The organism is Marinomonas gallaica (assembly GCF_001639745.1).
Classification (GTDB): Bacteria; Pseudomonadota; Gammaproteobacteria; order Pseudomonadales; family Marinomonadaceae; genus Marinomonas; species Marinomonas gallaica.
The window spans coordinates 91,717-109,718 of record NZ_LTAX01000013.1 but is presented as its reverse complement, the minus strand read 5'-3'; the positions used below and the strand labels follow the sequence as shown (position 1 = coordinate 109,718).

Annotated in this window: 15 protein-coding genes and 1 pseudogene; 12 read left to right on the top strand and 4 right to left on the bottom strand. The window is 43.5% G+C overall.

The features are described 5' to 3' along the window. Nucleotides 1-406 precede the first annotated feature (406 nt). The 4 genes from AYW76_RS13000 (at nucleotide 407) to AYW76_RS12985 (ending at nucleotide 3,938) form a co-directional block, all read left to right on the top strand. Nucleotides 407-961, top strand: a complete 555-nt coding sequence (locus AYW76_RS13000) for a hypothetical protein (protein ID WP_067220898.1) — start codon at nucleotides 407-409, stop codon at nucleotides 959-961. A gap of 102 nt (nucleotides 962-1,063) precedes the next feature. Then, nucleotides 1,064-1,729 (top strand): AbiV family abortive infection protein, encoded by a 666-nt coding sequence (locus tag AYW76_RS12995; RefSeq protein ID WP_067220894.1) that lies wholly within the window; start codon nucleotides 1,064-1,066, stop codon nucleotides 1,727-1,729. A gap of 145 nt (nucleotides 1,730-1,874) precedes the next feature. Further along, a complete protein-coding gene (locus AYW76_RS12990; protein ID WP_067220890.1) occupies nucleotides 1,875-2,345 on the top strand; it encodes a hypothetical protein in 471 nt (156 codons plus the stop codon). A gap of 372 nt (nucleotides 2,346-2,717) precedes the next feature. Beyond that, entirely contained in the window at nucleotides 2,718-3,938 is a 1,221-nt protein-coding gene (locus AYW76_RS12985; RefSeq protein WP_067220885.1) for an MFS transporter, read from the top strand. Here AYW76_RS12985 and AYW76_RS12980 read toward each other — a convergent pair. Beyond that, nucleotides 3,935-4,870 (bottom strand): GlxA family transcriptional regulator, encoded by a 936-nt coding sequence (locus AYW76_RS12980; protein ID WP_156489075.1) that lies wholly within the window; start codon nucleotides 4,868-4,870, stop codon nucleotides 3,935-3,937. The genes AYW76_RS12985 and AYW76_RS12980 overlap by 4 nt on opposite strands. Before the next feature lie 399 nt (nucleotides 4,871-5,269). Between AYW76_RS12980 and AYW76_RS12975 the strand changes: the two are divergent. After that, nucleotides 5,270-6,127 (top strand): annotated as a pseudogene (locus tag AYW76_RS12975) (delta-class carbonic anhydrase). 195 nt (nucleotides 6,128-6,322) lie between these two features. Here the strand turns inward: AYW76_RS12975 and AYW76_RS12970 are convergent. Together AYW76_RS12970 and AYW76_RS12960 are read right to left on the bottom strand one after the other, a co-directional pair. Then, a complete protein-coding gene (locus tag AYW76_RS12970) occupies nucleotides 6,323-8,227 on the bottom strand; it encodes a methyl-accepting chemotaxis protein (protein WP_067220881.1) in 1,905 nt (634 codons plus the stop codon). A gap of 317 nt (nucleotides 8,228-8,544) precedes the next feature. After that, a complete protein-coding gene (locus AYW76_RS12960; RefSeq protein ID WP_067220874.1) occupies nucleotides 8,545-8,997 on the bottom strand; it encodes a hypothetical protein in 453 nt (150 codons plus the stop codon). Between the two features lie 164 nt (nucleotides 8,998-9,161). Here AYW76_RS12960 and AYW76_RS12955 point away from each other — a divergent pair, with 164 nt between their 5' ends. The 4 genes from AYW76_RS12955 to AYW76_RS12940 all read left to right on the top strand — a co-directional run bounded on the left by AYW76_RS12955 (nucleotide 9,162) and on the right by AYW76_RS12940 (nucleotide 12,613). Further along, complete coding sequence (locus tag AYW76_RS12955) at nucleotides 9,162-9,914, top strand: SDR family oxidoreductase (protein ID WP_067220871.1); 753 nt, start codon at nucleotides 9,162-9,164, stop codon at nucleotides 9,912-9,914. 280 nt (nucleotides 9,915-10,194) lie between these two features. Further along, the gene (locus tag AYW76_RS12950) at nucleotides 10,195-11,787 is read left to right on the top strand and encodes a sensor domain-containing diguanylate cyclase (RefSeq protein WP_067220867.1); all 1,593 of its coding nucleotides are present in this window, start codon (nucleotides 10,195-10,197) and stop codon (nucleotides 11,785-11,787) included. Between the two features lie 88 nt (nucleotides 11,788-11,875). Next, the gene (locus tag AYW76_RS12945) at nucleotides 11,876-12,277 is read left to right on the top strand and encodes a GFA family protein (RefSeq protein ID WP_067220864.1); all 402 of its coding nucleotides are present in this window, start codon (nucleotides 11,876-11,878) and stop codon (nucleotides 12,275-12,277) included. A gap of 54 nt (nucleotides 12,278-12,331) precedes the next feature. Then, the gene (locus AYW76_RS12940) at nucleotides 12,332-12,613 is read left to right on the top strand and encodes a hypothetical protein (RefSeq protein WP_067220861.1); all 282 of its coding nucleotides are present in this window, start codon (nucleotides 12,332-12,334) and stop codon (nucleotides 12,611-12,613) included. Between the two features lie 30 nt (nucleotides 12,614-12,643). Here AYW76_RS12940 and AYW76_RS12935 read toward each other — a convergent pair whose 3' ends face one another. Continuing rightward, the gene (locus tag AYW76_RS12935) at nucleotides 12,644-13,543 is read right to left on the bottom strand and encodes a LysR family transcriptional regulator (RefSeq protein ID WP_067220857.1); all 900 of its coding nucleotides are present in this window, start codon (nucleotides 13,541-13,543) and stop codon (nucleotides 12,644-12,646) included. 179 nt (nucleotides 13,544-13,722) lie between these two features. Between AYW76_RS12935 and AYW76_RS12930 the strand changes: the two genes are divergently transcribed. From AYW76_RS12930 to AYW76_RS12920, 3 genes are all read left to right on the top strand, one after another. After that, a complete protein-coding gene (locus AYW76_RS12930) occupies nucleotides 13,723-15,420 on the top strand; it encodes an L-lactate permease (protein WP_067220853.1) in 1,698 nt (565 codons plus the stop codon). A gap of 58 nt (nucleotides 15,421-15,478) precedes the next feature. Continuing rightward, nucleotides 15,479-16,615, top strand: a complete 1,137-nt coding sequence (lldD, locus tag AYW76_RS12925) for an FMN-dependent L-lactate dehydrogenase LldD (RefSeq protein WP_067220850.1) — start codon at nucleotides 15,479-15,481, stop codon at nucleotides 16,613-16,615. A 146-nt stretch (nucleotides 16,616-16,761) separates the two neighbouring features. Further along, entirely contained in the window at nucleotides 16,762-17,937 is a 1,176-nt protein-coding gene (locus AYW76_RS12920; RefSeq protein WP_067220847.1) for a hypothetical protein, read from the top strand. The last annotated feature ends 65 nt before the right edge of the window (nucleotides 17,938-18,002 follow it).

Here is an 18,002-nt window from a genome sequence, read left to right as displayed (position 1 = left end):
CTCATGCCCTGCTTGTGGAGAACGTACTGTTACTTATCTTGGCGATGCTTCTGAGAGTAAAGTGATAGAACGGCTTCGCGTCATGCTGCCATGGGACAATGGCAGTTAGCATTAGCGCTCAGTGAGGTCAGGGTATAAAAATAGATCAGATCATAAAGTCTGAGGGAAGCGCTTGCCTCTCTGGTCAAATCACGCTACAAAAGGGTACATTATGAACCAACATAGCGGCGATCAAAGACGATCTGAAGCGGCATAGTCCAAACAGACTCTGATGTTTAGCGAGTTATTTAACAGGGACGTCCCACCATGAAAAAAGAAAATTCCCTATATAGAAACGCAGCCGTTCAACAGTGGGTTATAGCCGCAGCTACGCTGCCGTATAACCCTTAATTGTTAAGAGGTAAGAATGAACTCCGAGACTTTCCTTGGATGGTTAAGATATGCAATTGGTAGAGTTGGTCGCTCATATTATAACTACTCTGAAAGAGTGTATTGCTATGAACTTTATCATTTCTTGCGTGTAGCAATGTTCCATGAGGCAATAGACAAGAAATACCCTAATTTATTTCTACACTCCGAGATAATTAAAGGGGAAATTGACTATGAAATCGCACAAAATCTCGGAATTATGCCTCTTGGGCATCGCCGGTCACCAGACTTTTTATTTCATGATCCTCTTACTACAGCTCATCAAATCGCGGCAGTTGAGGTAAAAGCAAGGCAAGATATTGGTTATGGTGAGTGCGTAGAAGATCTTTCAAAATTAAGCGAATTAAAAGAAAGATATCGTTTTAATCTTGGTGTGTTTCATTGCATAAACATTAGCAATGAGCGCATATTACAGCACATCAATAGGGCCATAGAGGAAGGGGTTACCATTGATAGAGAGATCGTTATTATATCTGTTCCAATGTATGGTCAAGAAATTGAAGAGCATACTATTGAGCAGTTACTCTCTTAACAAGGCAATCAAGCGGACTTACGTTGCAGTGATTCGCTTCGCTCATATTGTCACAGCAACTACAGCGCGCTTATCGCGGCGTTATAACTCATAGGAGTGATCGTGAGTAAAAATTTAAAACAGTGGAAAAATACACTCAATGCAAGTGAAATTGCTGATGGGATGAATTTTGCTCAACAAAACGCTAACCGACTATTGAGTGATGCTGAAAAACTGTTTGAACTTGAAAGCTATCCGACGGCTTATTCGATAGCTGTGTTAGCAATTGAAGAGGCAGGTAAAATTTCAATCTTGTGCGAGTTAGCAGTTGCAAGAAACGGCAATGATGTCAAAGAGGCTTGGAAAGCCTATCGCACCCATACAAAAAAGAATGTGATGTACGTATTTCCTTACTTGGTTGCAAATGGATGTACAAAACTGCGTGATTTCGGTGGTATTTACTCCGAGAAAAACGATTTTCCAGCATTACTAGACGATCTAAAGCAAGTCGGGTTTTACACAGATTGCTTAGGTAACAAACACTGGTCAGTACCTAGTCAAGTAATCGATAAAGAGGCAGCCGAGGGTATTCTGAGAGTCGCTAGTATTTTGTGTAAGCATCAAACATATACACAGAAAGAGATTGAGCTTTGGGTTAAACACATCAAACCTGTGTGGAAATCTTCAATGCCAGAAATGCAAGTAGCTTTAAAAGCTTGGTTTAACGAAATGCTCGATGAAGGTTTAGCGAAAGAATCTGATATTCCCTTCGAAGAGTTTGTCGGCTAAATGAGTTATAACAAAGCGTTTAAGACGGATTCCCAACGCTTGGCATTTTCGGTTTGAATCAGCTTTAGTGTTTACGGCACAATGGGTTAGGTAGGGTGGTAGCGCCGCTCACACCTTAATGCGGCGTTAAATGCCACGGAGAGTCATGGATAAACCACATCAAAGAATAGGCGCAACATCAAATGCTCATGTAGGAAGAGATTTTGAATTGGCCGCACAAAAGTTTTTTGCCAGTAAAGGGCTTGCTCTTGAGCTTAATATAAAAATCCCTGTTGGCATCGGCGAAATCAAGAAAGATCACGCGTTTGATTTGGGCTGCCTAAAAGAAAAAGTACTAATTGAGTGTAAGTCGCACAAATGGACTGCGCCAAATGACAATGTACCAAGTGCTAAGCTAACCGTTTGGAATGAAGCTATGTACTATTTTTTAGCTACCCCTACGAGTTATCGAAAAATAATGTTTGTACTTCGTGATTATAGTGAGAAGCGTAAGAAAACATTAGCGGAATACTACATTCGTACTTATAGCCATTTGATTCCAGAAGGTGTTGAGCTGTGGGAGTACGACGAATCAACAATGTCAGCAGTGCAGTTGGAACTTAACAAGTTTAGCTAGCAGGACGCGCAAAAAGCCGCGAGCCTCTGCTAAAAGCGTTACATCTTAAGATGCACTTTTAAATCGGCACAAAAGTGTAGACTGTGATAATTATCAACCCATTTCAAAAAGTCACTTCTAGCTCAGTTCCCCCCAGCTTGCTAACAAGTCAGTTTTTGCCATAGCTGGCTTGTTGGCATCTATCTAGCCTTTAAATACTGGTAGTTAGTTCAATCCGGTTAGATTTAGGTATACGGAACCCTAACAGTAGCCTGCACTTAATGTCACTTTTTCACCGTATAAATGGCGTGTTTTGGCCTGTTTAATGGTGCTGTCGACTCTCTAAAATATTCGTTTTAAACACCTTGGCGTGTGCGCATGAGGGGAGAATAAGTGAATAAAAAACAGGCGTTAGCAGTTTTAATCGGTATCTTAATAACATTTTGGGCTTCTTCAATTAAGGGAAGTTACCAAGTGTATTTTTTAGACTTACTGCAAATGAGCAACGTAAGTCGAGGGCAATTTGCACTGAGCAGTTCCATCTTTGGATTAGCCATCGGTGTTTTCTCTCCAATAGTTGGTTGGCTCAGTGATCGTGTTGGCCCTGCATTGACTATTTTATCGGGAGTTTTAGTTGCGTGTTTTACCTTTAGCTTGATGGGGCTGATGTTTCATTTTTGGTTATTCGTGGTGCTGTTTGGGGTGTTGGCTTCTTATGCGCTGTGTGCAATGACCTTTGTTCCCTTGGCGCTGTTGGTAGACCACATCTTTGCCAGTAAACATAAAGGTATGGCCTATGCAGCGATCACAAATGGCACTGCTATTGGCTTTATGGTGTTGTCTCCATTATGGGTGTGGCTACATAATTTCATGACGTGGCAAGCACTGAGTGGGCTGATTGCAGCAGTATTTGTTTTAGTGATATTACCAGCCAGCATCGCCTTATGTATGGCTTTTCCTAAGCGAATATTTCAGCAATCTGGTGAGCGAGTTTTAGTGCAAGACAGATCGTGGCTGAGTCTGTTAAAACAGCCTGTATTTTTGCTGTTAGCTTTGTCGTTTGGTGGATGTGGAGCATCCATGGCGTATATCGATGTCCATCTTGTGCCATTGCTGCAAGAGCGTTTTGTAGAGGGGGCACCAGCAGTCGTTGCTACGTCTTTGAGTGTGCTGGGAGCGGCGGAGCTAGTAGGAGCTTTTTTAGTAGGGTATTTGCTGCGATTTTCGCCAGCAGCACTGATGTTGGCAGCTTTATATGGCATGCGAGCGTTATCGTTATTGGTGCTGCTGAATGCAGAAACAATGGAAGCAGTGCTGGTTTTTGCCGTGGTGTTTGGCTTAAGTTATATGGGCACGGTAATTGTTACCTCACTGATGTGTTTACAGGCCTACGGGGCTCAGATAAAAGGCAAGATATTTGGCTGTTTATTCAGTGTGCACCAAGTGTTTGTCTTCGCCACGATTTGGCTGGGTGGCGTTAGTTATGATGTTACGGGAAGCTACCAATGGATTACCTATTTTACGATTGGGTTGTCTTGTTTATCTGTGGTGATTGGGTTGCTGTTATGGGGTTTTAAACCTCATCATGATGATGGGTGTGCTGTAATGGCCTAGCGCAGAGCGCTGTTGAGTTTCCTCTTCCAAGCAGTGCGCAGAGCTTTTGCATCGGGAAATCCTGCCTGATAAGCAGATGACTCGATAGTGCAGCCCTGATCTAGATAGTTCTTGGCTACTTCAAGACGCAGTTCTACGAGATAGTCACGTACTGTGAGTCCAGTGGCTAGCTTGAATTCGCGCTGTAAATGGCGTGTAGAAATGCGAAACCGTGTGCTCAGTTCAGTGACGGATAGCTTATGAGTAAGATGAGATTGCAAGTAATCTTGTACGTCATGAATCAGAGGTTGAATGTGATTGCGGTAGCTGACTTGCTGTGACAGTTGGGGATCATGAGCCATTCTGCGCTGAGACACGACCAACTCTCGTGCCACCTCCACGGCAAATTGTGCTCCGGCACTTTGTTGAATTAATGCAAGCGCTAAATCAATGCCAGCTGTGACGCCAGCGGAGGTGTAGATGTGCTCGTCTTGCACATAGATTCGATTAGGTAAAACGTTTGCTGTTGGAAAGACACGCGCTAATTCCTCTGTGCGTTGATGATGCGTCGTACAAGTACGTTGATCGAGTAACCCTGCGTGTCCTAAGAGAAATGCGCCAGTACAAACACCTAATACTCTTATATCGGATGAGAGCACTGATTGCAGCCATGCAATACATTGCTGGCTTAACGAGTCTGTATAGATGCCGTCGTAATAATTTGAGCCACACACGATAATCAATGCGTGTTCGTTAATCGACTCGGGTAGATCGCTGAGATCAGAGAAGGTGAGGCCTTCATGACTCTTAATATTCTCAACAGGGCTAATAAAATGTAGTGTCAGATTTAAGCCACGACTTTTCGCTTCATGAAAGGTTTGGCAAGGTCCAGCTAAATCCATCATGTGAACATCAGGCGTGATGAGAAAATATATGTGAGAAAGCTGAGACAAAACGATACCTATTTGATTAAAGACCTTTTCATAAAACAATATCGCTTATCATATTGATTCAAAAGCATACTCTTAACAAGCCACCCACCTTAAAAAGTGACTAATGGCTCAGTTTCATCCGGCGGATTCATGCGTTGTGTGGTAGCCGATGATGGGGATTTAAATCGTTACACTAACAAAATCACCCAGTTGAAATAATGATCTGTCGTTAATTTAAAGTTCAAGCATTCCACCAAGCCTGCTCGCGATAAGATTGCCTTTATGCGTGTATTCAGACTGTTGCATCCTATATCTGGCTTAGTTCAAAAATAACCATTGAGTAATAAAAAAATCAGTTATTAGTTTTTTTTATGGCATTATTAGACTTTTATGAACACTCATTCAAATTGAAGAGACCAAATGCACATTCATTCATTGGTAAAATTGGCAGTGCTATCGTTGCCAGTAATTGGATTGCCTGCGTTCGCAACAACCCTTGAGCAGGCTTCGGATAAGACTATTGTAGAGCAGCGTGCTGCGTTAGCACAGAACACCATAAACGCAGGTATTGGCCCTCAGTCTCCGCGCGATATTGATAATACATTAGGTGTAAATCGAGTGGTGTTTAGTCCTGCGCCAAGTTCTGAGAATATGAACTTATGCAATATTCATTTGCATAAAAATGCTGAGCACAAAGGCGGCGAGTTTACGACTTTTGCAGGTAATGGCGATGGTTATGGCTACAACACTGGCTACAAATACTCGGGGCAGTTAACGGCAGCATAGCAGAAACCACTGGCAAAAGCGGTGTGTGCTAACGATCACAGTGCAGTGCAATCGGGTGATACCATCGAGGTGCATTATGTCTATTCTACATCTCAGGTAAAACCTGGTGCTACCTTAGGGGCTTGTGTTGCCAATCCTATTCTGAATCCACAGTTACGAGTAGAAGCTCAGGTATTTGTTGTTGTGAATGATGATCGTGCTGCTGACTTTGTTGATATGGCAAAATTTGAAGACCATAACCAACGAATACAAGCGATCAACATTCCGACTGATACAGGGACTCCGGTTCAATACGCAGGCTCCACCACAGGGCCAAGCTATAACGAAAAAGGCTCACCCTATCAAGTGACATGGAGCGTTCGACCTAACGTTAAAAAGGTGAGTATTGCTTCGTTGGGTAAATGGTGTGAAGGCAATGTATTCGAAGAAGACCATGCCCATGGCGTGCGTAACCTCGTAACCAACCCTGAGTTATTGTCGCCTATTAACTAGATCGCAAATATCAAAGCCGCTAGAAGCGTGGCTTTGAGACAGTTCGTAAAACACTGACCACAGGACGGTGCTGCGTGTGAAAACAAAAACGTACGGGCGTCATTTTCGTGAGAGGCTGGCTTTACGGATGAGCTATCAAGTTTAAACAGCGCTGCTAGGTGGTCCTAGCAGCGCTTTTTTCTTTTGCGCGTCTGATTAAGACTTGATCGTGAAGCGCGCGCTGAGTGTGTTTAGCTCCGTGCTAAGCGTTTTCAGCGTATTCACGGCAACAACCGATTCTTGAGAACCTTCGCTGGTTTGATCTGCCAGTCGGCGTACATTTTCGATGCTGTGGTTAATATCTTCTGCAACATGAGATTGTTGCTCTGACGCTGTGGCGATCTGCTGGTTCATGTCTTGCACATGGCCCATTTGCTCACGAATGTCGTCAAATAAGGTGACTAAGCTGCGTGCATTGTCGGCGTTTTGCGTAGACTTCTCACGGCTTACTTGGATTTTGTCCAATGACTCTTGAGCCCCATTTTGCAATTGTATGATCAGCTCTTCGATTTCTTTCGCAGAATCCTGTGTACGGCTAGCAAGACCACGCACTTCATCGGCTACCACGGCAAAGCCTCGGCCTGCTTCACCAGCACGTGCGGCTTCAATTGCGGCGTTAAGTGCCAACAAGTTGGTTTGTTCAGCAACGGCTTTAATAACCTCTAGCACATTACCAACATTGTCAGAGCGTTGTTTTAAAGCTTCCATTGTCGCGCTGGTTAGATTCAGGTCTTCCGCAAGGTTTCCGATTTCATCGACGGTCGTGCTGACTAAGCTGTGGCCTTTGTTAACCATGCTGTCGGTATTAGTCGCCGCGGTAGCAGCGGTTTCAGCATTGCGTGCAACTTCAGCAACGGTGGCCGACATTTCATTAATTGCGGTGGCGACTTGATCGGTCTCGTCACGTTGGGACTGCATCATGGTTTGGCTGTGTTTAGATATCGCTTCTAGTTGCTCGCTTGTGGCGCTTAGGCTCATGACGCCACTTACGGTTTGTGATATCAGCTCGTTTAACGTCACACTCATGCGGCCTACGTCGTTGTATAGCTTGCCTAGCTCGTCACGACGTTGGGTTGAAAACTGTTGGCTGAGGTCGCCATTGGCGATGGTTTCAACCGCTGCGGTAACTTCTTGCATAGGTTTGGCGATAAGATTGCGAATGACAAAAGCGAACACAATGCCAATGATGACAGCAATAATAGTAATGCTGATCACTAGTAGGTTGACACTATTGCCGTCGCTCAGGCTTTTAGCGCGCTGTGTCTCGCTTAGTTCCTCAAGCTTTTGATTCATCTCTTTGGTGAGTGTCAGCAGTGAGTCGGTGTGCTTGTTCAGCGCGGTGGTTAGTGGTTTATTTGTATCGAGTAGTTTGGTGTAGCCATTAAAAAGATCAAGAAGCTTTTCTTTATGGGAAGTCGCTGTTCCGGTTGTTTTAAGGCTACGAATAGAGGCGATCAGGTCAGGAATATCCTTTTCTTTAACGCTCGCAGGGATAGGCTGCTTCCTCACGACCGCATTGCTAATCGTAAAAACAGTTTTGTACATCTTGTTTTTGGCGTCGATTGCATCAATGATGACGCCTTGGTCATTTGTCGAGCGCAGATCGTTGGTTAGCGCATCGAGCTCAGATAAGATATCGGTGCGTGTTTTAGCGCCAATGGCTGCGGTACTGGTTAACTGCTGACGATCTTTAACAAGCTCTTCAAATGTTTTTTCGTACTTATTGAGTAGTGCCATGGCTTCGTTAACAAGTCGTACGCTGTCTTTCCCCGTATACACGGACAGTGATTGTTGAAAAGACTTATACAGGTCTACACCCACTGTCTCTACTTTTTTATGCGCTTCATCGCCACCTGCTTCAATGTAGTTTAGGCTTGCTTTGTTTAAGTCGAAAACAGATTGATTGAGTTCTTTTGCGACTTGAACTTTGTCGGCACGTTCTAATAAAGTACCAACACCATAAATGCTGGTGCCACCAACAATCAGGGTTAGCAATAGCACTAGGCCGAAACCTAACGCAAGCTTTGCGCCAATGGATAGGTTCTCTAAGAGGGTCTTCATAACGATTCCTTAAACTTGTCGAAATTTGAGCGATTACATTCGGTTTATAGGCGTCAGAGAATGGCGCTGACAAAATGGCTCGATTCGTTAGAGTCAAGCAAGGTTTATATGATTTATTGTTGGTCGGGTATATTACTGATTGTATGGGGAATGTTAAGTGTTTGAGTGAGATGATTTGCGGATTTGATTTATTAAATGTACAAAAAAAAGAACAGGGTCAGAGGTTGTCGGTTTACTTCTACTTTGGGACATTCTGACTAAGGTGCAAAGAGCCATTTTTGTACAGTTCAAGTTTTGTGTCTGGTTAACAGTAGACTTTATGCACGCGTATCAATTTTTGGAGAGTTTCCCATCATTTCAAACTTCTCTAAAAATGAGAGTGCAGATAGATTGCCTTCATTTGAAATTCCTTTGGATTTGTTAAATTCTATACTTCTCTGTATCGCATCAAACATATTAAATTTTTCGTTCATAATGGAGTCTGATTCGGTGGCATTTCGAAACGCACCACCCCCAGTGGGAATTAACACCGCGCTATGTGAAAGGAATTCGGAGGAAAGGTCCGTGTCTCCAGATTTCATAAGTTCATTTGCCATTGCGCGAGCTTCGTTTCGAGACATGTTGGTTGGATCAATAGTTTGAGCTAACGCTCTTAATGAGGTTGTTTTCTGAGGCTCATCAGTCTTGTCCGTCTGACTTGGCGGCAAATTGTTGCTGCCTTTGACGATAGAGGTTGCCGTTGTTGTCTGAAATACATTATTAACCTGCATGATTATCTCCTTTTCAATCGTTGACTGATGAGAAGCAAGGTTTGGGCCATACCGACGTTGTATAGGCTGCATTACAATAAGTTGCAACGGAACATTTTACGCTGCGTTTTAATGGTGTGCTGAGTAAGTCGTTACTTCAAATACCGCTTTGAAAGGATGAAAAAATGAACAATCAAAGAGTGGCAATTATTACGGGAGGGAGTCGAGGAATTGGGGCTGCTACAGCAAAAATTTTTGCTCAAAATGGCTATGCTATATGCATTAATTACAAATCTAATATTGAGTCAGCTAAGGCACTCGCTGAAGAAATTAAAGCGTTAGGCGGTCATTGTATTTCTATACAAGCTGACGTTTCCAAAGAGGATGATGTTCTTCGGTTGTTTGAATGTGTTGATCGAGAGCTTGGGGTTGTCTCTGTTCTGGTCAATAATGCGGGCATCTTAAAGAAGCAGATGCGCTTAGAAGACATGAATGCTAATAGAATCAATTCGATCCTCGAAACTAATGTGACGGGTTACTTTTTATGCTGTCGTGAAGCCGTGAAACGAATGTCCACTCGTCATGGAGGTTTAGGTGGTGTCATAATCAATGTCTCTTCGGGCGCGGCTCGAACGGGTTCACCTAACGAGTACATTGATTATGCAGCGTCAAAAGGTGCAATTGACACGTTAACAAAAGGTCTGTCATTAGAAGTTGCGGCAGAAGGTATCAGAGTGAATTGTGTTCGACCGGGATTGATTTACACTGATATGCACGCTGACGGTGGAGAGCCCGAGCGAATAGAAAGGCTAAAAAGTAAAATCCCAATGCAGCGGGGTGGTTTGCCTAGCGAAGTTGCGGAGGCTGTTTATTGGTTGGCGTCTGAAAAGTCATCATTTTCCACGGGTAGCTTTTTGGATTTAACTGGGGGTTTGTAATGCATACCAAGTGCATAAATGAGGACAGTTAACGCTAGGCATTCTACTTTGTCATTGATACACGTTTTCACGGTTGTTTGAGCGGTGTAATGTGCGGCGAGTCTAGTGGCTCTGAAAGGGTATGTTTAAAATGGTGGGCTTGTTACCATGATAAAGGCATCTGAGATATAGGTAGACAAGCTGAGTTCATTTTGACAATATCGAACGCTTTTTGACCAAAATACATTCTGTATAATGCTTCGCGTTTGAAGCAAATGATCGAGCATATTTGATATTTCGTATGAAACAGTTTTCAAAGTTACATCGCCAAATTTTTGCTATCACCACAACATTAGCTTTGATAACCATCGTTATTATCAGTGTCTGCATTGCCTCTCTTTTGTATACACAAGGTATAGATAACGCTGAATCAGTACTTCGTAATAAAAATAGATCTGTCACAACGCTGATAGATGGCTATGTTGCGCCTTTACGCAAAGCCGTTGAATACACTGGTAGCTCTGCTTCAGGTGTTGACCATAGTCGCTTTCGTGAGCAAGAAACACAAGAAAAAATTCTGAGTTTATTTGAGGTACTACAAAACACGATACCTAACATACATTACATTTTTTCTGGCTATGAAGATGGCTCCTTGCTGATTAATGATTACACTGCACCCGAAGGTTTTAATTCCACCATTCGCCCTTGGTATCTGGCGGCAATCAAGTCAAACCCACTAATTTCCGAAGGTGTGCCTTATCAAGACATTAACTCTAAAAAGTGGTTGGTTTCGTTTGGGAAAACACTTTTAGATGCGGATAACAATATTGTAGGTGTTATTTCCATTGATGCGGGAATGGATGCCATTGTTAAAGCGCTGGCCATTCGAGATGAAAAGTATCCGACTATATACAACTTTGTCATGGATACTGAGGGTAAAATACTGATTCATCCTGATGAAACGCTACCTGATACTCTTCATCAAGAAATATTCTCTCATATACCAGAGGAAGTGAATGCTTCAGGCAGCCTTTCTTACGACGATGGAGACCAGAAAAAACTGGCGCACTTTAATCGTATTGATGAGTTGGGCTGGATCGTGGTGACCGAAGTAAATTTGTCTGATGTCCGCCAACCCATTTTAGAAACCATTACATCAACGTTATTGATGATAGTTTTAGGATCTCTTTTTACGACGTGGTTGATGAGTTACATATTAAGTAGGCATCTGATTTTACCGCTAAAAAAATTACAAAACAGGGTGCAAGAGATTACTGAAGGGAAAGACGAACTAGACCAATATGTTTTCCCTAATAATGAAATAGGTAAAATTTCGGAGGCCATCGAAAAGCTCACTGAAAAAGCTTTAATCCAGAAAAACATTGAACTGAAAGACACAAATGCCTTGCTGAGTACTATTTCTCATACAGATCAACTAACGTCGATTGCGAATCGTCGCAAAATGATGGAAGTGCTTCATGCGGAAGTCAGTCGTTTTCAGCGAAAAAAACGTCCTTTTAGCGTACTTATGTTTGATATAGACCATTTTAAGCGAGTGAATGATACGTTTGGGCACGAAGTGGGCGATCAGGTTCTTATCGAACTTGCTCAAGTCGTCAAAGCGACGATTCGTAATACGGATACATTAGGGCGATGGGGTGGCGAAGAGTTTGTCATCGTGTGTCCCAATACCGATAAAAAAATGGCACTGAATATTGCTGAGAAAGTGTTTTCCGCAGTGCATTTACATACTTTTCCCATGCAGATCAACGTTACTGTAAGTCTTGGACTATCAGAGTTTACCGCCAATCACTCTTTAGAGAGTATTTTGGTCGAAATAGACCAAAAAATGTATCGAGCTAAGCAAGGCGGCCGAAATCAGATTAAGTCATAATGCTTTTGCGCGTGACTGATATATTGAGCATTCAGTGCCTGTTGTTTCACTAAGTTGATTAATAAGTCTGCAAATAAAAGGTGTTTATATGGCAAACCATTTAGGTTCTTGTCTATGTGGTATCGTAAACTTCGAGATACAAGGTGATTTTGACAGTTTTTATCTGTGTCATTGCCACTATTGTCAAAAAGATACGGGAACTTCTCATGCGGCGAATCTATTTTCGCATTCAGCGACGTTGGTTTGGCGGTCAGGTGAGGAAGCTGTAACGTCGTTTACGCTTAAAGGTAGCCGTCACAATAAAAGCTTTTGTAAAGTGTGCGGCTCAGCGCTGCCTTGCACCGTGATCAAGGAGGTTTTAGTTGTTCCAGCTGGATGTTTGGATACTCCGATTTCGATAGTGCCAACTGCACGTATCTTCGCATCTCGGAAAGGGAATTGGGATAAAGAGCTAATAAGTGTTCCCACGTTTGATGGGTTGCCTGAGTAAGATTGTCAGAAATTGAGGCTTTATTTTTAATTGCCACACCACCTAAGGGTCAAAATGAACGTCGATAAAGCAAAGAAGCGCATTGCAAAACAAGTAAGCAAAGGTTTTAAAGGGTATCCATTGGTTTCGATTGAATACTTTGGTGAGACGCCAGAGTTAGCGACGCAGGTAGTTATTCAGTTCATTGCCGAAGAGGGCGCTGAGCCTCAAGAGCAAAAATTCAATGCTCAAAGTGATGTGCGTAATGACGAAACGATTCAGACGGTGTTGTTAAAAATCATTGAGAGAGCGGATGCGGGCAGTGTGATTGAAATAGCCGGTGTCTCTAAGCTTTAGTGAGATTGCCACTGCGTGTAGTGCTTATCCTTAAAAATAATGCTCGATTGATATATACCGTTGCCGGATATGCTCGATTAACAGTTTGAGCTTTTTCGGCAGTTGGCGGGTAAACGGGTACACTGCGTAGACGCCGAGGATTTTGCCCACTTGTTGTGGCAGTATGTCGATCAGTTCGCCGTTGCGAAGGTCATGGTACACCAAGCAGCGAGGCAAGTAGGCGATGCCGTGTCCCCCCAATGCGGCTTTGCGCAAGGCTGTTGCATTATCGCTTGAAAATGAGCCCGCCACTTTTACGATGTAGTTTTGTTCTTGTCCTTTAAATTCCCACTCATTTGCCCCTGTTGTCTGATAGGAGTAGAGCAAGCAATTATGCTTCATCAAAGCTTCAGGTGTGTCAGGACGCCCATGGCGCTTGATGTAAGCTGGCGAGGCGCAGACAATCCAATGAGAATCCAAAATGTGTCGCGCGATTAAGCTAGAATCTTCTAAATGCCCTGTGCGAATCACAAGGTCGTAGCCCTCTTTGACGAGGTTCACAAACTGGTTGTCGAGAGACATATCCACGCTTAAGCCTGGGTGCATGCCACAAAACTCAGCTACTGCATCCGCCAGTAGTAATTCCCCTGAAATCGTCGGTACCGACATTTTGATATGGCCTTGAATGGCTTCACCAAACCCTGCGACTGAGTTAGTGGCTTCTTGTGTGGCGAAGGCCACTTGCTTGGCTTTAACAAATAAAGCTTGGCCTGCCTCGGTCAATGTCAGCTTACGTGTGGTGCGGTATAGAAGCTGAACATTCAGCGCTTTTTCTAGGCGCACAATACGTTTACTGACCACTGAATTGGTCAAGTCATTTTGTTCAGCGGCTTTACTAAAGCTTCCAAGCTCTACTACTTGGGAGAATAAGATCAGGTCATCTGAGTGCATTTTATTATGTTGTTTTTGGAAATAATGTTTTTAATTATGAGCATATATTAAGCAAAGATAAACCTTTAGATTTCTTCACAACAAAAATAATCAAACATAGTAGCGCTCTCTATTCTTCGAGGTCAGCGGTGAAAACGGCCGATTTCTTTGTGGGTAGAGACGTTCTTTAGGAGTCTTAAATGAGCGAAATTCTATTAGCCATTATTGCCTTTATTCCCATTATTGTGGCGGGTGCTCTATTAGTTGGGTTTAACTGGCCTGCAAAGAAAGCGATGCCAATCGTGTTGTTATTGACCATGATCATCGCATTCACTACATGGGGGATGTCGCTCAATCGTATTCTGGCTTCTTTACTGCAAGGCTTGGGCATTACTGTGACCGTTTTATGGATTGTGTTTGGTGCAATCTTCCTACTGAATACCCTAAAGCACACAGGCGCGATCACCGCGATTCGTAACGGCTTTACCAACATTTCCCCTGATCGTCGTGTGCAAACCATCATCATTTGTTGGTGCTTCGGCTCCTTTATTGAGGGTGCGTCAGGCTTTGGTACACCGGCGGCCATTGCTGCGCCCTTACTTGTCGCGATTGGTTTTCCTGCTTTAGCGGCTGTGATGGTCGGCATGATGATCCAATCGACTCCGGTATCGTTTGGTGCGGTCGGTACGCCGATTCTGGTTGGCGTGAACAACGGTCTCGATGTTCACAATATCAGCAATGCGCTGGCGGAAAATGGCGCGAGCTGGGAATTCTATTTGCAACAGATCACCACCAATGTAGCCGTTGTACACGCGATTGTTGGGACGTTAATTCCAACGCTAATGGCGGTGATGCTAACGCGCTTCTTTGGCGAAAACCGTAGCTGGCGTGAAGGGTTAAGCATCTTGCCTTTTTCATTGTTTGCAGGTCTTGCGTTTACCGTGCCATATGCGTTAACGGGGATTTTCTTAGGCCCTGAGTTTCCCGCACTGGTCGGTGGCTTAGTAAGCTTAATCTTAGTGGTCACAGCGGCGAAAGTGGGCTTCTTAACGCCAAAGACAGCGTGGGACTTTGCCGACGAAAAAAACTGGCCTATTAGCTGGTTAGGCTCATTGAAAATGAATCTAAAAGATGAATCCGAAAAAGCATCTATGAATCTTGTAAAAGCATGGTTCCCATACGTACTGCTGGCTGCAATTTTAGTGGTAAGTCGCGTAAGCACTGATTTCAAAACATTGCTATTGAGCGTCACTGTTGGTTTTAAAGATATTTTGGGCGAAGTGGGTGTTAGTGCGTCGTTCTCACCATTGTATCTGCCAGGCGGTATTTTGGTGTTTACCGCGTTGGTCGCAGCCTTGGTGCAAGGCAAAAATATGAAGGCCTTTAATGATGCGCTAGGAGAGTCCACCAAAACCCTAATTGGTGCAGGCTTTGTGCTGGTGTTTACCATTCCAATGGTGCGTATTTTTATTAACTCAGGGGTGAATGCAGCGGACTTGGCGAGCATGCCTGTCACGACTGCAAATGTGGTCGCTGGTTTAGTGGGTGATGCGTTCCCTGCGATCAGCGCCATGATTGGAGCATTGGGCGCTTTTATTGCAGGCTCTAATACGGTGTCCAATATGATGTTTAGCCAATTTCAATTTGAAGTGGCGCAAGCTTTGAGCGTATCAAGCGCAGGGGTGATTGCTCTGCAAGCGGTGGGGGCGGCAGCCGGCAATATGATTGCGATTCATAACGTAGTGGCGGCATCAGCTACGGTTGGATTGCTTGGCCGAGAAGGTGTCACGTTGCGTAAAACCATTATCCCAACTTGCTATTACCTAGTCATGACGGGGATTGTCGGGCTGGTAATGATCTATGGGCTACAGATCACCGACGCACTGATGACGCCTTAACTTTTGTAAAAAGGGCGAACTCTGAGTTCGCCCTTCCTATATTTCTGGAGCGCTATTTATGATTATTTCCGCATCGACAGATTACCGCGCCGCGGCAAAAGCAAAATTACCGCCGTTTCTATTTCATTATATTGATGGCGGCTCTTACGGGGAGCATACCCTGCAACGAAATACAGGTGATTTGGCTGACATTGCATTACGTCAGCGGATTTTGAAAAATATGTCGGACTTAAGTCTAGAGTCTGAGCTGTTTGGTGAAAAAATGTCCCTACCGATTGCGTTGGCGCCAGTAGGGTTAACAGGGATGTATGCTCGTCGTGGAGAAGTTCAGGCTGCTAAAGCGGCTGAAAATAAAGGTATTCCTTTTACCTTGTCTACGGTGTCGGTGTGTCCGATCGAAGAGGTGAGCACCGCCGTGACCAAGCCTATTTGGTTTCAGCTGTATGTGCTGAAAGATCGTGGTTTTATGAAAAATGTGTTGGAGCGTGCTAAAGCTCAAGGCATCAAAAACTTGGTCTTCACTGTGGATATGCCAGTGCCTGGTGCGCGTTACCGTGATATGCATTCAGGTATGAGCGGTCCTAATGCGGCCATGCGCCGGGTTGTACAAGCCATGACGCATCCGGCTTGGGCATGGGATGTCGGTATCAATGGTAAGCCTCATGATCTAGGTAATATCTCTACCTATCGCGGCTCGCCGACCAAGCTAGAAGACTACATTGGTTGGTTGGGGAATAACTTTGACCCATCGATCTCATGGAAAGACTTAGAATGGATACGTGAGTTCTGGGATGGTCCGATGATTATCAAAGGCATTCTGGATACCGAAGATGCCAAAGATGCGGTACGTTTTGGTGCCGATGGTATCATTGTGTCAAATCACGGTGGCCGTCAACTAGATGGCGTCTTGTCTTCAGCTAGAGCCTTGCCAGAGATTGCTGATGCTGTAAAAGGCGATATTAAAATCTTAGTGGATTCTGGTATCCGTACTGGTTTGGACGTAGTACGTATGTTGGCGTTGGGGGCAGACTGTACCTTGCTGGGCCGCGCATTTGTGTATGCGCTGGCCGCTGCGGGCCAAGCTGGTGTGGAAAACATATTAGATCTGATTGAAAAAGAAATGCGAGTAGCTATGACCCTAACAGGCGCTAAAAACATTCATGAACTTAACCGTGATGCATTGGTGATGGCGTAGCGCCATCACCAAAAGGTCGAGACGTTCTCCTGTCGTTCGCATCGCTGTTTTAGCAATAATTATTATCGAGCGCCTCTTCTCTAGCGAATCATCATTAGGCGTAAATGTACCGTTTATAGCTAGAATGTAGATAATAGGTAGTTGTAATGGATGCTGTTTTTCAGGAGGGTGTTTTGTCAGATAAAGTAATATTAAAGTCTATATTCGAAACGATCAAATGGATAGTCATTTGGTTGTCTGTTGCCAGCTTGGCGTTGGATGTATTGAACCAAACTTTGATGTTCGATGGGGGGGATTTATTGGATGTGGCGCTCATTCTGATCCTGTTACTGTTTCAGCATCGATTACAATTTTCTGAAAATAGTGGTTTGCTAGAAGAGAAGCTTGGTTTCTACTTTTTAGGTAAAAGTATCCTAAAAATTAGGCATCTTGAGATTAAAGAGATCAGCGTAGAATCAATCTCTACTAGGCAGAATCGAAGTTTTAGTGAAATTGACATACACTACGTAGCTGACAAAGAAAAACAGTGTAGCTATACGTTCAGATGTTTTATGCAATTGAAGCAAGTGAGTTCACTAATAAGTCAATTTTCAAAAGAGAAGAGTGATGATGGAATTGAGCCAGAAAGGGGGCAGGGGACATCACCACACATACTCACAATCGATAAATTTTCCAGTCTTTTTCCTCAAAATACAATATTCGGAAATGCTGAGGCTAAAAAAAGATTTTCGATCTCTCACTATGCTTTACCGCTCCCTGAAAGTAAACGACGTCCTGTATATTTCACAGTACTATGCTTAGCGTTACTAACTGGCTATATTGCATATTCGACGCAAGATTGGAAAATGTCGATGGCTTTTATGGTATTAACCTATCTAAGTTATTGGGCCGTACGGGCACTTGTTTGTAGTAACTATTATGTCATCCCTACATCTCCGATTGATGAAATAACCATTGACGATAGGGAGTTGCACTTACCTGCATCACTGTTTACTGATAAAAAGCCGCGTACGGTGAATAAGCAGGACATAATCAGTATTGATTCTATATGGAACTATAACTTAAAGGCCAATGATGAATTGATCGGCAGTACCATGAAAAGATCACATCTGATATCAGTTGCCTTTAATACCAGCAAAGGCAACACTATCGAAATCCCTCACTGGAGTGTTGATAGTGAGGGATTGGTATTTTCGTTGCTAAAGCATCATTACACTGTTTCTCTTAATAAAACGACAAAAATGGTGTACCCATTCAAGGTACATGTGAGTGTGTTTTTATTGTTATTTATATCAATGTTGATTTTTGAAAGTCTGTGGTAATTGTTTATGCACTTTAAGTTTTCAGAGTAGTTAGACCGAATATTTCTGTTTTAATGTGGCAAGAG